This window comes from Amycolatopsis sp. NPDC047767 (genome assembly GCF_040704195.1).
In the GTDB taxonomy this organism is placed as follows: Bacteria; Actinomycetota; Actinomycetes; order Mycobacteriales; family Pseudonocardiaceae; genus Amycolatopsis.
The window spans coordinates 425469-438387 of record NZ_JBEYSJ010000002.1 but is presented as its reverse complement, the minus strand read 5'-3'; the positions used below and the strand labels follow the sequence as shown (position 1 = coordinate 438387).

The 12919-nt window shown below is 71.4% G+C and carries 14 protein-coding genes; 4 read left to right on the top strand and 10 right to left on the bottom strand.

Annotated elements, in window-relative coordinates; genetic code table 11:
• Positions 1 to 38: 38 nt before the first annotated feature.
• Both AB0878_RS05260 and AB0878_RS05255 read left to right on the top strand, forming a co-directional pair.
• Positions 39 to 1898 (top strand): glycoside hydrolase family 15 protein, encoded by a 1860-nt coding sequence (locus tag AB0878_RS05260; protein ID WP_366576709.1) that lies wholly within the window; start codon positions 39 to 41, stop codon positions 1896 to 1898.
• The gene (locus AB0878_RS05255) at positions 1895 to 3226 is read left to right on the top strand and encodes an NAD(P)/FAD-dependent oxidoreductase (protein ID WP_366576707.1); all 1332 of its coding nucleotides are present in this window, start codon (positions 1895 to 1897) and stop codon (positions 3224 to 3226) included. The genes AB0878_RS05260 and AB0878_RS05255 overlap by 4 nt, the downstream gene beginning before the upstream one ends.
• A 57-nt stretch (positions 3227 to 3283) precedes the next feature.
• Here the strand turns inward: AB0878_RS05255 and zwf are convergent, their stop codons facing one another.
• The 6 genes from zwf to AB0878_RS05225 all read right to left on the bottom strand — a co-directional run bounded on the left by zwf (position 3284) and on the right by AB0878_RS05225 (position 7682).
• A complete protein-coding gene (zwf, locus tag AB0878_RS05250) occupies positions 3284 to 4684 on the bottom strand; it encodes a glucose-6-phosphate dehydrogenase (protein WP_366576705.1) in 1401 nt (466 codons plus the stop codon).
• A 108-nt stretch (positions 4685 to 4792) separates the two neighbouring features.
• Positions 4793 to 5182 carry a hypothetical protein gene (locus AB0878_RS05245; protein ID WP_366576704.1) on the bottom strand — a complete coding sequence of 130 codons (390 nt, stop codon included), beginning with the start codon at positions 5180 to 5182 and terminating at the stop codon, positions 4793 to 4795.
• The gene (locus AB0878_RS05240) at positions 5179 to 5445 is read right to left on the bottom strand and encodes a hypothetical protein (RefSeq protein ID WP_366576702.1); all 267 of its coding nucleotides are present in this window, start codon (positions 5443 to 5445) and stop codon (positions 5179 to 5181) included. Before AB0878_RS05240 ends, AB0878_RS05245 begins: the two co-directional genes overlap by 4 nt.
• A 12-nt stretch (positions 5446 to 5457) precedes the next feature.
• Positions 5458 to 6561: a VWA domain-containing protein gene (locus AB0878_RS05235; protein ID WP_366576700.1), complete on the bottom strand. Its 1104-nt coding sequence runs from the start codon at positions 6559 to 6561 to the stop codon at positions 5458 to 5460.
• The gene (locus AB0878_RS05230) at positions 6554 to 7429 is read right to left on the bottom strand and encodes a MoxR family ATPase (protein WP_366576698.1); all 876 of its coding nucleotides are present in this window, start codon (positions 7427 to 7429) and stop codon (positions 6554 to 6556) included. The genes AB0878_RS05235 and AB0878_RS05230 overlap by 8 nt, the downstream gene beginning before the upstream one ends.
• A gap of 4 nt (positions 7430 to 7433) precedes the next feature.
• Complete coding sequence (locus AB0878_RS05225) at positions 7434 to 7682, bottom strand: hypothetical protein (RefSeq protein ID WP_366576696.1); 249 nt, start codon at positions 7680 to 7682, stop codon at positions 7434 to 7436.
• A gap of 100 nt (positions 7683 to 7782) precedes the next feature.
• On the opposite strand from AB0878_RS05225, the gene AB0878_RS05220 reads away from it, so the two are divergent.
• A complete protein-coding gene (locus AB0878_RS05220) occupies positions 7783 to 8727 on the top strand; it encodes a LysR family transcriptional regulator (protein WP_366576695.1) in 945 nt (314 codons plus the stop codon).
• 8 nt (positions 8728 to 8735) lie between these two features.
• On the opposite strand, the gene AB0878_RS05215 is transcribed toward AB0878_RS05220, so the two are convergent.
• Entirely contained in the window at positions 8736 to 9023 is a 288-nt protein-coding gene (locus tag AB0878_RS05215; RefSeq protein ID WP_366576693.1) for an antibiotic biosynthesis monooxygenase family protein, read from the bottom strand.
• 53 nt (positions 9024 to 9076) lie between these two features.
• On the bottom strand, positions 9077 to 9226 hold the full coding sequence (locus tag AB0878_RS05210) for a hypothetical protein (RefSeq protein WP_366576691.1): 150 nt from the start codon (positions 9224 to 9226) through the stop codon (positions 9077 to 9079).
• A 191-nt stretch (positions 9227 to 9417) separates the two neighbouring features.
• On the opposite strand from AB0878_RS05210, the gene AB0878_RS05205 reads away from it, so the two are divergent.
• Entirely contained in the window at positions 9418 to 9750 is a 333-nt protein-coding gene (locus AB0878_RS05205) for a hypothetical protein (protein WP_366576689.1), read from the top strand.
• 128 nt (positions 9751 to 9878) lie between these two features.
• On the opposite strand, the gene AB0878_RS05200 is transcribed toward AB0878_RS05205, so the two are convergent.
• Together AB0878_RS05200 and groL are read right to left on the bottom strand one after the other, a co-directional pair.
• Entirely contained in the window at positions 9879 to 10202 is a 324-nt protein-coding gene (locus AB0878_RS05200; protein WP_366576687.1) for a putative quinol monooxygenase, read from the bottom strand.
• Positions 10203 to 11253: 1051 nt separating this feature from the next.
• Positions 11254 to 12903 carry a chaperonin GroEL gene (groL, locus tag AB0878_RS05195; protein WP_366576685.1) on the bottom strand — a complete coding sequence of 550 codons (1650 nt, stop codon included), beginning with the start codon at positions 12901 to 12903 and terminating at the stop codon, positions 11254 to 11256.
• Positions 12904 to 12919: the final 16 nt, after the last annotated feature.

The following is a 12919-nucleotide window of genomic DNA, read 5'->3' as shown; positions in this document are numbered from 1 at the left end:
CCCGCGACTTCGCGCGTCACGATTGTGAAGGAGCTCCCGTGAACGCCACGACCTCGCCCTTCCCGCGGATCGCGGACTACGCGTTCCTGTCCGACTGCCACACCGGTGCCCTGGTGGCCCCGGACGGATCCGTCGACTGGCTGTGCCTGCCCGCGTTCGACGCCCCGAGCAGCTTCGGCAACCTGCTCGACCGCGGAGCCGGATCCTTCCGGTTCGGTCCCTACGGGATCAACGTGCCGACCTCGCGCGCCTACGTGCCGGGCACCAACGTCATGACCACCACCTGGCACACGCCACGCGGCTGGCTGCTGGTCCACGACGCCCTGACGATGGGCCCCCGGCGCGGCCCCGACACGGTCACGCCCCACACGAGGCCCCCGGCCGACAACGACGCCGACCACCTGCTCGTGCGCACCGTCGAGTGCCTCGAAGGTGAGCTGGAGGTCGAGCTGGTCTGCGAGCCGGCGTTCGACTACGGGCGGGAGCCGGCCGTCTGGGCCATGGACGGCAACGACCACCACGCCGACGCGACCGGCGCCGGCCAGACCTTCCGGCTCAGCACCGACATGCTCATCGGCATCGAGGGTGGCACCGCACGGGCCCGGCACGTGCTCACCAAGGGCGAGAAGACGTTCTGCGCGCTGTCGTGGGCCGAGGGGCTGTCGTCGCCGGCCGACTTCGCGGAGGCACAAGCCCGGATCGACGCGACGGTCCAGTTCTGGCGCGGCTGGCTCTCCCGGGCCCGCATCCCGGACCACGCGCTGCGCCCTTCCCTCGAGCGGTCGGCGCTCACCATCAAAGGCCTGACCTACATGCCGACCGGCGCGACGGTCGCGGCACTGACCACGTCGCTGCCCGAGGCGCCGGGCGGCGAACGCAACTGGGACTACCGCTACACCTGGATCCGCGACACCACGTTCACGCTCCAGGCGCTGCACTACCTGAACCTGGACTGGGAAGCCGGGGACTTCATGCAGTTCGTCGGCGACCTCGAACCGAACGCCGACGGCGGCCTGCAGATCATGTACGGCATCGACGGCCGCCGGGACCTGGCCGAGTCCACTCGCGACGATCTCGGCGGCTACGAAGGCGCCCGGCCGGTCCGCGTCGGCAACGGTGCCTTCGACCAGCGCCAGAACGACGTCTTCGGCGCGGTGCTCGACTCGCTGCTGCTGCACACCGCCCGGAGCAAGCACCTGCCGCGCCGGCTGTGGCCGCTGGTGCAGTCGCAGGCCGCGGCCGCGACCGCGGTGTGGCGCGATCCGGACCAGGGCATCTGGGAGGCGCGCGGCAAGCCGCAGCACTACGTGTCGTCGAAGCTGATGGGCTGGGTGGCGCTCGACCGGGCCGCCAAGCTCGCGAACATCCGCGACGACGACGAGCTCGCGAGCCAGTGGCAAGCGACCGCGGACGAGATCCGCGCGGACATCCTCGAGAACGGCGTGAGCGAGCGGGGGGTGTTCCGGCAGCACTACGACACCGACGCGCTGGACGCCTCGACGCTGCTCGCGGCGTTGTTCGGCTTCCTGCCGGGCACCGACGAACGCATGCGCAAAACCGTGGACGCGATCGCCGACGAGCTGACCGAGAACGGCTACGTCCTGCGCTACAAGACCGACGAGACCGACGACGGGCTGTCCGGCAAGGAAGGCACGTTCCTGATCTGCTCGTTCTGGCTGGTTTCCGCGCTCGCGATGGTCGGCGAGATGGACCGGGCGACCAGCCTGCTGGAGCGCCTGCTGCGGATCGAGTCGCCACTGGGCCTGTATGCGGAGGAGTTCGAGGTCGAGCGGGCCCGGCACCTCGGCAACTTCCCCCAGGCGTTCTCGCACCTCGCCCTGATCCAGGCGGCGAGCCGGATCATCCTGTCCGACTTCATGGGGGAGCTGTCGCTGTGACCGGGAACCGCGACGTCGTGGTGCTGGGCGGCGGACTGGCGGGCGTCGCTTGTGCCCGGAAGCTCGGCGACGAGGGCATCGGCGTGACGCTGGTCGACCGCAACGACTACCACCAGTTCCAGCCACTGCTGTACCAGGTCGCCACTTCGCAGCTGCCCGCGGAGGACATCGCCCGCCCGCACCGGGTGATCTTCCACGACCTCCCGACGGTCGAGGTCCGCACTGCGCGCGTCACGGAGCTCGACCTCGCGAGCCTCGGGCTGACGCTGTCCGGTGGCGAGAAGATCAGCGGATCGCACCTGGTGATCGCGGCCGGTGCGCAGCCCGAGTACTTCGGCGTCCCGGGCGCCGCCGAGCACGCGTTCCCGCTCTACTCGGTGGCCGACGCCGTCCGGCTCCGGCTGCACGTGCAGGACCTGGTGCGGGAGGTCTCGGAAAAACGGCTCGGCGAGGACGCCCTCGACATCGTCGTCGTGGGCGGCGGCCCGACCGGCGTCGAGATCACCGGGGCGCTCACCGAGCTGATGACCGCCCTCGCGGCCATGGAGCGGATCCCGCTCGCCCCCCGGATCTTCCTGATCGACCGCGGCAGCAGGCTGCTCGGCGCGTTCTCCCACCGGTCGCACCAGTACGCCCACAAGCGGCTCGCCGAGCGCGGCGCCGAGTTCCGGCTGGACACGGGAGTCGCGGCGGTGCACGCCGACCGGGTGGAGCTCGACGACGGCACCGCCATCCGCACCCGCACCGTCATCTGGGGCGGCGGCGAGTCGGCGGCGCCCGTGGTGCAGGCCGCCGCCGGGCTCGCGACCGGCCGTGGCGGGCGGGTCGACGTGCAGCCCGATCTGACGGTCGCCGGGCACCCGGACGTATACGCGGTCGGAGACGCCGCCAACATCCCGGCCCGGCACCACGGGACGCTGCCGCAGCTGGGCTCCGTGGCCCAGCAGTCCGGCGAGTGGGCCGCGGGCAACATCCTGCGCCGGCGAGCCGGGCAGCCGGCGAAACCGTTCCAGTACAAGGACAAGGGCATCATGGCCATGATCGGCCGCAACGCCGCCGTCGCCGAGGTCGGCAAGCACCGCCACCAGGTCGACGGGCCCCTCGCGTTCGCCGCCTGGCTCGGTGTCCACGCGATGCTGCTGAGCGGGGTGCACAGCAAGGTCGATGCCTTCATGTCGTGGGCGTGGGACTACTTCGAGCGCGACCACGCCGCGATCGTCGAGTGGTCCACGAAACCCCACCGCGTCGTGTGGGAGGACGACGACGCGGACGTTCCGCACATCTCCCTCGACCGGGGCGACGCGGCGACGTCGGCCGGCCGTTCCTGACGAGGCCGGCGGCGACCGGCCACCCAAGCCGCTCGGCCGAGCCGGGTCAGCGCGACGTCAGCGGGACGTCCAGGGCGTGCGCCAGCCGCCGAACCCGGCCGTGATCTCGTGGGCCGCGGCCGGGCCCCAGGTCCCGGGTTCGTAGGCGTGCACCGGCGGCGGCGCGTCGAGCAGCGGCTGCATGACCCGCCAGGTCTCCTCGACGCCGTCCTGGCGGGAGAACCGGGTGCTGTCGCCGATCATGGCCGCGTGGAGCAGGACCTCATACGGTGTCGGGCCCTCGCCGCCCTCGTCCGCGAACTCCATGTCGAGCTCGATCGGCGCGATGCGGGCGACATCGGCGCGGTACGCGTCGACCTGGATCCGGACCCCGGTCGACGGGTCGAGCCGCAGGACGAGCTGGTTCGGCTCCACCGCGGGCCCGACCAGCCCGAAGCCCAGCTTGGGCGGGCGCTTGAACACCAGCCGCAGCTCGGTCTGCGTCACCGGCAACCGCTTGCCCGTCCGGATGAAAAACGGCACGCCGGCCCAGCGCCAGTTCTCGATGTCGAGCCGCAGCGCGGCGAACGTCTCGGTGGCCGAGTCGCGCGGAACGCCGTCGATGTCGAGGTAGCCGCGGTATTGCCCGCGTACGTAGTGGGCCGGGTTCGCCTCCATCACCGCCCGGAACAGGCCGACCTGCGACTCCTTGAGCGTCACCGGGTCGCCCCGTGACGGCGGCTCCATCGCGGCCGCCGCGACCACCTGCATCAGGTGGTTGACGACGACGTCGCGCAGCGCTCCGACGGGATCGTAGAAATGACCGCGGTCCTCGACGCCGAAGCTCTCCGCCATCGTGATCTGCACGCACTCGAGGAAGTTGCGGCTCCACAACGGCTCGAGGACGGCGTTGGCGAAACGCAGGTGGAGGATCTCCTGCAGCCCCATTTTCCCCAGGTAGTGGTCGACCCGGAACAGCTGCGCCTCGTCGACGTACCGGTGCAGCTCGTCGGCGAGCGCACGCGCGGACTGCTGGTCGTGGCCGAACGGCTTCTCGATGACGAGCCGGGCACCGGTCGTCAGCCCGGCGTCGGACAGTCCCTTGACCACCCGGGCGAACAGGAACGGCGGGATCTCCAGGTAGAACACCGGGGTCGCGGCGCCCTTGACGACGGTGCCGATCCGGTCGTAGATGGCCGGATCGGTGAAGTCGCCGCTGACGTAGGACAGCTTGGCGGCGAACCGGTCGAACACCGCCTTGTCGAGGTCTCCGGTCGCTTCGATCGACGACCGGGCCCGTTCGACGAGCTGATCGAGGGTCCAGTCGTCGGCGGCCACCCCGACGACGGGACAGGTGAGCAGGCCGCGGGCCTCGAGGCGGTAGAGCGACCGGAAGGTCATCACCTTCGCCAGGTCGCCGGTGATCCCGAAAATCACGAGGACGTCGGCCCGCGGCGGCGCGGTGGCTGTCGATGTCATCCCTGCCTCCAGCTCCGTCACGGCGCATCGCGGGCTCGGTCGTGTCCGGGAGCATCGTCGCCGCCGACCGAACGGCCGGGCCTCATCCGTGGAGGATGAGAGGGGCGCTCAGCGTTCGTGGCCGATCCAGTTCTCGTGCCAGGCGTGCTCGAACTGGGCCTCGTTGCAGCGCGGCCGGTAGACGGCGGTGAGCTCGCGGACGATCTGCTCGCGGTGCGCGGGCAGCCCGCCGGGGACCTCGTAGGTGCAGATGTGCACCTTCCACCGCGAGCCCGCGCGCGCGATCCAGCACTGCGCGCGCGGGTGGCGGAACGGCAGGTCCGCCTGGGAGAGATCGTCGGCGTGGCCGACGTAGACCACGGCGTAGCGATCGGGCCGGGCTTCGGGTTCGGGGCGGTAGAGCACGGCGTACACGGCGGCGACGGCGGGCGGCGCCCACCCGCCGAGCAGGCGGGGGCCCTCGAACGGGTACCCCGAGGCCGGGCCGAGGCGGATCACTCGTGCTCGCCCACGGCCTCGACGCGCCCGACCGGCAACGACGGCAGCCCGGCCGCCTTCGCCGCGCGGCGGAACTCCGCCGTGGCGAGCGTGATCGCCTTCTCGCGGTCGGGTGCCTCGACGAGCAGGCGCGCGCCGTAGCTCGTGGTGCCGATCCCGCTGGCGATGCCGCCCGAGGGCGCCACCGCGTCGGCCAGGCTCACGATCTCCTCGCGCGTGAACACGCGGTCGCCGTCCGCTTCGATCCCCACGCTCCACCGCATCGCCGGTGCTCCTCACCGAGCCCGTGGCAACGCTGCCGCGAGCTCCTCCAGGCTGCGCAGGTCGTGGCCGGTCACCAGCAGGTCCACGTACGGCGCGGCGATCCTCATCCCGAGCGGCGCCGACCCGAGGGCGCCGCCGTGCGGGTTCGTCCACACCAGCAGGTGGCACAGCCGCGACAGCCGCTCCACCGCCTTGGCCAGCACGTCCGGGTCGCCGCGGTCGAACCCGTCGGAGCAGATCACGACCACTCCGCCGCGGCACCGGCCGCGCCGGCCGAAGGTGCGCACGAACTCGTCGAGCGCGGCGCCGATGCGGGTGCCGCCCTCCCAGTCGACCACGGCTTCGGCCGCGCGCGCCAGGGCTTCGTCGGCGTCGCGGGTGCCCAGCTGGTCGGTGATCCGCGTGAGGCGGGTGCCGAAGCAGAACACCTCGACCTTCGCGGCGGCGCGGCGCGCGGAGTAGGCGAACTGCAGGAGCGTGCGGGAGTAGCCGGCCATCGAGCCGGACACGTCGAGGACGAGGATCAGCGGCCGCAGCCGCACGCGGCGTTCGCGGTAGCGCAGCGCGCGGGGTTCGCCGAACGTCCGCAGCGAGTCGCGGACCGTGCGGCGCAGGTCCGGTTCGTGGCCCTTGCGCGCGGGCCGGGTGCGGCGCGTGCGGCGTTTCGGCGGCGTGAGGCGCAGCCGGGCCACGATGCGGCGGATCGCGGCGAGCTCCTCGGGCGTGCAGGCGCCGAAGGACTTGCGTTTCAGACTGTCCACATCGGACGCGGTGAGGCCGAGCAGGGTGTCGGTCTCCCGCTCGTCGCCGGCGCGTTCGGGTTCGGGCAGCGCCAGGGTGGCGTCGACGCCCGACTCGGCGAGGATCGTGAGCACCGCCGCCGGCGGCTCGCCGGCGCCGAGGAAGTAGCGGCGGAACGTCTCGTCGTAGCGGGGGAGGTCTTCGTGACGCTTGAGCAGCGTGGTGCGCCCGCCCCAGTAGAGGTCGGCGAGGTCGGTGGTGTCGAGGACGGTCATCGCGCGGCACCAGCCGAGCGCGTCGCCGGAGCCCACGGGCAGGCCGGCTTCGCGCAGGGCCCGCGCGAAACCCACCAGCACCCGGGTGAGCTCAGCCACCGGAGGCGAGTTCCGCGAGGTGCGCCCGCACCACGTCGAGGTCGTCGCGGTCCTTCACGACGGCACCGAGCGTGTCGCCGGCGGAGCGTGCGTCGAGCGTGTCCTCGCCGAGGAACCGCAACATGCGGGCCCAGTCGATGGTCTCGGCGACCCCGGGCGGCTTGGCGAGGTCGAGCTCCCGCAGCCGGCGCACGGCGGCCACGACCTGGCGCGCCAGGGCCTCCTCGACGCCGGGCTCGCGCACGAGCACGATCTCCAGCTCACGGTCCGCGCCCGGGTAGCCGAGCCAGTGGTAGAGACAGCGGCGCTTGAGCGCGTCGTGCAGCTCGCGGGTGCGGTTGGAGGTGAGCACCACGAGTGGTGGGCTGGGCGCGACGATGGTGCCGATCTCGGGCACGGTGACCTGGAAGTCGGAGAGCAGTTCGAGCAGGAAGGCTTCGAACTCGTCGTCGGCGCGGTCGATCTCGTCCACGAGGAGCACGGCGCCGGCGCCCGCGCGGACGGCGGCCAGCAGCGGCCGTTCGACGAGGAACTCGGGCCCGAACAGCTGCTCGACCACCTCGCCGGACTCGGCCTGGTGGTCCTGCAGCGCGCGGATGCGCAGCAGCTGGCGGGCGTAGTCCCACTCGTAGAGGGCCTGGGCGGTGTCGATGCCCTCGTAGCACTGCAGCCGGATGAGGCGGCGGCCGAGCACCGCGGCGAGGGTTTTCGCGACCTCGGTCTTGCCGACGCCGACCTCGCCTTCGAGGAGCACGGGCCGGTGCAGCCGCAGCCCGACCAGCAGCGCCGTGGCGAGGCCGCGGTCGGCGAGGTACGCGCCGTCGCGCAGGGAGGCGGTGAGCCCCGCGACGGTGTCCGGCTCGGCCATCCCGTTACGGCTGCTCGTCCGCGCCGAGCACGAGGTCACGCACCGTGCTCGTGCCGGGCTTCAGCTTCCCCTCGCGGGCGAGCTGGTCGTGCCACGCCGCGTGCAGGTCGCCGTTCTCGGCGAGCCCGCCGAACCCCACGGCCGACATGCTCTTGCAGGAACGCTGGGGCCCGCAGGCCGCCTCCAGCTCGTCGGCGTCCTGGCCCTGGGCGCGCCAGACCTCGCGCAGGACTTGCAGCGCTTCGTCGTCCATGGGGCGAGTCAACACCGCCCGAGCGCCTCGCGCGGCGCTGGATTAACCCTTTGCTTAAGGAGTATTGTCCAGGATCCGGGGTTACCGAGAGTATTTGACCATGACACTGGGCCAGCTCAATGCGTTCGTCCTGGTGGCGAGGCTGGGGTCGGTCACCGACGCCGCGAAGGCGCTCGGCGTGAGCGAGCCCGCGGTGTCCCAGGCGCTGGCCGCGCTGCGCCAGCACCACGGCGACAAGCTGCTCATCAAGCGCTCCGGCGGCATGACGCTCACCGCGGGCGGGAGCCGGCTGCTGCCCATCGCGTCGCAGATGGTGGCGCTCGGCGCGGAGGCCGACGCCGCCGTGCGCCAGGCCAACGGGGTCGCGGCGCGCTTGCAGCTGGCGGTGACCAGTGAGATCGCGGAGTTCGTGGCCAACCCGCTGCTGGAGGCGTTCACGCGGAGATCGGGCAACGCGATCGACGCGTCGTCCGGGCTCGCGCGCACCGCCGAGCTGCCCGTGCTCATCACCAACCGGCTCGCCGATGTGGCGCTGGGCCCCGACGTGACCGGAGATGGCGGCGACCTCGACTGCACACCGATCTTCCGCGCGTCACTCGTGGTGGTCGGCTCGCCGCACTGCCGCCACCAGGGCAGCCCGGCGCACTGGCCGTGGCTGCTCGACCCGGCGGGCGCCGACCCGGGCAGCGACACCGGCCGGCTGCTGGCCCGCCTCGGCGTGCCCGACGACGCGATCCAGGTCTTCCCGAACCAGACGGCCGCGTGGTCGGCGGCCGCCAGCGGAGGCGGGGTGTCGGTGGCGCTGGAGCACCTGGTGGCGCCACAGCTGCGCCGTCACGAGCTGGCGGTGGTGCCGACGCGCCACACACCGATGTCGACGTGCTGGTACGTGACCACCCTGCCGACCGACCGCCGCACGGGGGCCGCGAACTCGTTGCGGCACTTCCTGACGACGCCGGCGGCGATGCACGTGATGCGCGCGCCGGGCAGTGGCGTGCCGCCCTCGCGGTTCCGGCCGCCGGTGTACGTGACGATCTGGTCTTAACCTTTTCGTCAGGTCAGGTCGCGCACGCCGGCGATTTCGTACTCCGCCACGTCGGCGGCGAGGATTTCGGCGTTCTGCTCGTCGCTCGTGCCGCTGCCGCGGAACGCTTCGACGGCTTCCCGCGACTCCCAGCGCTCGAAGACGACGATGCGGCCGGGGTCGAGAAGGTCCGCGGTGAGGGAGAAACTGAGGCAGCCGGGTGCGTCGCGGGCGTGCTCGATCACGCTCACACAGCCCGCGAGATAGGCGTCGCGGCGGCCGGGGTCGACGGCGAGATGCCCGGCGACGATCAGCATCTGCCGCTCCTTCGGTGCGGTTTTCCTTGTGATGCTGCGGTTTTCGGGGTTTTTCAGCGGGGGAGCGGCTTGCCCGCGTTGCCGGTCACGAGGTTCCCGATGCTTACCCCGACACCGACCCCCACCTCGGCCGCCCAGGCGAAACCCAGCGCCGTCGTGAGTGCGATGCTCAACACCAGACCTGGTTCTTCCTTGCGGGACAACGGTTTCCCTCCTTCGTTCGTTCTTCGTGGTCTGCCGGTCCGCTCCTGCACGGGTGCTGTCATGTCCCCACCGTCCGTCGAGTCAGCGGCGTCCACGCTAACAACGTGAGCCGAGGTGGCCAGGGACTTCACCCGGACGTTGTAATCGACGAGGATCGTGACCGGCAGCGACTCGACGAAGGAGTGACCACATGGGACTCAAGGACATCACCGCGTCCACGGCGGAGCTGTACACGGCGCAGCGCGTCTACAGCGACCCGGTCGAGAAGGATGGCATCGTTGTCATCCCGGCCGCCATGGTGACCGGCGGCGGGGGCGGCGGGCAGGAGGCGCCGGACAAAGAAGGCGTCGGCTTCGGGCTCTTCGCGCGGCCGACGGGAGCGTTCGTCATCCGCGGCTCGGAGGTGACGTGGGTGCCCGCCGTGGACGTGACCGCCTGGGGCCTGGCGGTGGGCGGCATGGTCGTCTCGCTGGCCTGGATCCTCACCCGCGCGACGCGGCGTCGGCGGGGGAGAAAGCGTTGACGGGGTGCGCGGGGGATTTGCTCGGGTGATCCGCCGGGCGATTCCCGGGTGATTTCCCCGTGATTCGGCCGGACAGGTCCGGACCCGTCGCGGCGGTCCGGACCGGTCCGGCCTTGTGGTGGGAGCGGTCAGTCGATGCGGAGCTCGCCCATCGGGCTCCAGCCGGCGCCGGGGGCGTCCAGGCTGACGATCTCCGGGGTGCGGGCGATGACGTCGGGCATCCACGCCATCGCGTCCGCGAAGTGCGGCGAGCTCACGTGCGCGCGGCCGGCTTCGGGGTCGGCGAAGGCCTCGACCAGCACGAACTGGTGGGGCACGTCGACGCTGCGCGACCATTCGAAGAACAGGTTCCCGGGCTCGCGCCGGGTGGCGAGGGTGAAGTCGTCGACCAGGCCGAGCCAGTCCTCGCTCCGCTCGGGCCGGACGGTGAACTTGACGACGATGAAGATCATGCTGTCCTCCGCACAGGCCACCGACGGTGCACGAGGCCACGCTGCCTCGTGACCGGGCGTGAGCCGGGCGCCGCGACCACCCGTACTCACGACCGGCCGCGGCCCCCGGCGGGCGTCCCGCGCCGGGAACCGAGTCCGGGTTCGCCGGGGCCGTGTTCCTCGCCCCGGCCGCCGTTACCACGGCTGCCTCACTTGCCATGCGTCCTGGCAACCTGCCATCGCGGTGACAGATCACCCCGGCAACCGACCGGTCCGGCTGTCCACTTGCCACGGGCTGTGGCACCTTGCCGTTCCGTCGGTCGCCTGCCACGGCTTCTCGCCCTTGTCACGGCGATTTGCCCTTGCCACGGCCACGGGTACCTGCGGCTCCCGTGGCAACTCGCCGTCGTGTCTTGCGTTTGCCGTGGCGTCTTGCCGACGCCGTGGCAATTTGCCATTGCTGCGGCTGTCTCGGCGAGTTGCCGTTGCCGAGGCGCCTCGCCGTTGTCATGGCGATTTGCCACGTCCATGGCGTCTTGCCGTTGCCACGGATAACCTGCGGCTCCCGTGGCAACTTGCCAAGGCAACGCCCCGTTGCCGTGGCGTCTTGCCAAAGCCGTGGCAATTTGCCATTGGCCTGGCGAGATGCCGTGGCGGTGGCGGCCGGCTCTTGCCGTCCGCCTTGCCGTTGGCCTGGCGACTTGCCGGTGGCGTGGCTGGCTGTCACGTCGTTCCGGCAAGTGGCGACTCGTCGTGGTGTGTTTCCATCGGGGGCGGCTTCGTGCCAGGGCCCTTGGCAAGCGGCAAAGTAGGTGGCGGGATGCCGTGGGGTTTGGCAATTCGCCATCTGGTTCGCCTGCTTGCCAGGGCGGCTGACCGGTTCAGCCGGCTTGGTGCCAAAGGTGCCGGCAACAAGCCGTTCCGCCCGGCACTTGCCAATCGGCGTGGCACCTTGCCGACCAGCGACGCGACTTGCCACACACCACCGCCACCAAGCGGGCTGCTCGCTCGACGGCACCGAAACCGGTTCCGCACCCGGTCCCGTCGAGCGAAGCAGTGCCCGGCCGGCAGGTCAGTAGATGTTGGAAGGCCGCACCATGCCCTCGGCGAGGTCGCCGAAGCCGGGGGCGATGATGGCGCCCGGGTTCTGGATGATCTCCTCCACCACGAGCGTCTCGGTGGTCAGGAGCAGGGCCGCGATGGAAGCCGCGCTCTGCAGTGCCGAGCGGGTCACCTTCAGTGGATCGATGACGCCCGCGTCGAACATGTCGCCGTACTCGCCGGTGAGGGCGTTGAAGCCGTGCCCCGGGGCCGAAGAGCCGACGGCGGCCAGGACCTCGTCGCCGTCGTAGCCGGCGTTGATGGCGATCCAGCGCAGGGGTTCGACGAGTGCGCGGCGGACGATGTCGCGGCCCACGGCGGCGTCGCCGGTGAGGTCGAGGCTGTCGACTTCGGTGCGGGCCTGCACGAGGGCGGTGCCGCCGCCGGCGACGATGCCCTCCTCGATGGCGGCGCGCGTGGCCGACAGGGAGTCCTCCACGCGATGCTGCTTCTCCCGCAGCTCGACCTCGGTGGCCGCGCCGACGTGGATCACCGCGACGCTGCCCGAGAGCCGCGCGATGCGCGCCTGCAGGCTGTCCTGGTCGTGCTCGTTCTCGGCGCGCTCCAGTTCCCGCTTGATCTGCTCGATCCGCGCGGACACCGCGGTCTCGTTGCCGGCACCGCCGACGAGCGTGGTGCTGCCCTCGGTGATGGTGATGCGCCGGCAGCGGCCCAGCTGCTCGAGGCGAACCGCGTCGATGCTCTGCCCCGCGTCGCCGGTCACGACCTCGCCGCCGGTGAACACGCCGAGGTCCGACAGCTCCGCGATGCGGCGGTGCCCGAAGCCCGGCGCCCGCACCACGACCGACTTGAACGTGTTGTGCACGTTGTTCGCCACGAGCATGCCCAGCGCGGGCCCGTCCACGTTCTCGGCGATGATCACCAGCGGCTTCTGCGTGCGGGTCACCTGCTCCAGGACCGGCATCAGCGTCTGCACCTTCGAGATCTTCTCGTTGGTGAGCAGGATGTACGGGTCCTCGAACACCGTTTCCATGCGGTCCTTGTCGGTGGCCATGTACGGCGAGATGTAGCCGTTGTCGAACTCCACGCCGTCGGCGAAGTTCACCTGCAGCCCGAACGCCGGCGACTCCTCGACGGTGACCACACCGCCGAGCCCGACGCGGCCCATCGCCTCGGCGATGATGTCGCCGATCTCCGGGTCGTTGTTGGCCGAAAGCGTCGCGACGTGCGCGAGGTCGCCCGCCTCCGTCACCTCACGGGCGCCGGCCTGCAGCACCTCGACCACCCGCTGCACGGCCTTCTGGATGCCGTTCTTCAGCAGCTGCGGGTTGGCGCCCGCGTCGACGGCGCGCAGACCCTCGCGCACGATCGCCTGCGCCAGCACGGTGGCGGTGGTCGTGCCGTCGCCCGCCACGCCGTTGGTCTTCATCGCCACCTCCTTCACCAGCTGCGCGCCCATGTTGGCGAACGGGTTGCGCAGCTGGATCTCCTTGGCGATGGTGACGCCGTCGTTCGTGATCGTCGGGGCTCCGGTGAGCTTCTCGATCACGGCGTTGCGTCCCTTGGGGCCGAGCGTCACCTTCACCGCGTCGGCGAGCGCGTTCACGCCCGACTCCAGCAGCTGGCGCGCTTCGACGTTGAACCGCAAGTCCTTGGCCATGTCTGTCCTTTCCGTA

What these genes read in the sequence shown, in the direction of transcription:
- zwf (WP_366576705.1), bottom strand. Translation starts at nt 4,684, where the DNA reads ATGACATCGACAGCCACCGCGCCGCCGCGGGCCGACGTCCTCGTGATT.
- AB0878_RS05240 (WP_366576702.1), bottom strand. Translation starts at nt 5,445, where the DNA reads ATGCGGTGGAGCGTGGGGATCGAAGCGGACGGCGACCGCGTGTTCACG.
- AB0878_RS05230 (WP_366576698.1), bottom strand. Translation starts at nt 7,429, where the DNA reads ATGGCCGAGCCGGACACCGTCGCGGGGCTCACCGCCTCCCTGCGCGAC.
- AB0878_RS05225 (WP_366576696.1), bottom strand. Translation starts at nt 7,682, where the DNA reads ATGGACGACGAAGCGCTGCAAGTCCTGCGCGAGGTCTGGCGCGCCCAG.
- AB0878_RS05220 (WP_366576695.1), top strand. Translation starts at nt 7,783, where the DNA reads ATGACACTGGGCCAGCTCAATGCGTTCGTCCTGGTGGCGAGGCTGGGG.
- AB0878_RS05215 (WP_366576693.1), bottom strand. Translation starts at nt 9,023, where the DNA reads ATGCTGATCGTCGCCGGGCATCTCGCCGTCGACCCCGGCCGCCGCGAC.
- AB0878_RS05205 (WP_366576689.1), top strand. Translation starts at nt 9,418, where the DNA reads ATGGGACTCAAGGACATCACCGCGTCCACGGCGGAGCTGTACACGGCG.
- AB0878_RS05200 (WP_366576687.1), bottom strand. Translation starts at nt 10,202, where the DNA reads ATGATCTTCATCGTCGTCAAGTTCACCGTCCGGCCCGAGCGGAGCGAG.
- groL (WP_366576685.1), bottom strand. Translation starts at nt 12,903, where the DNA reads ATGGCCAAGGACTTGCGGTTCAACGTCGAAGCGCGCCAGCTGCTGGAG.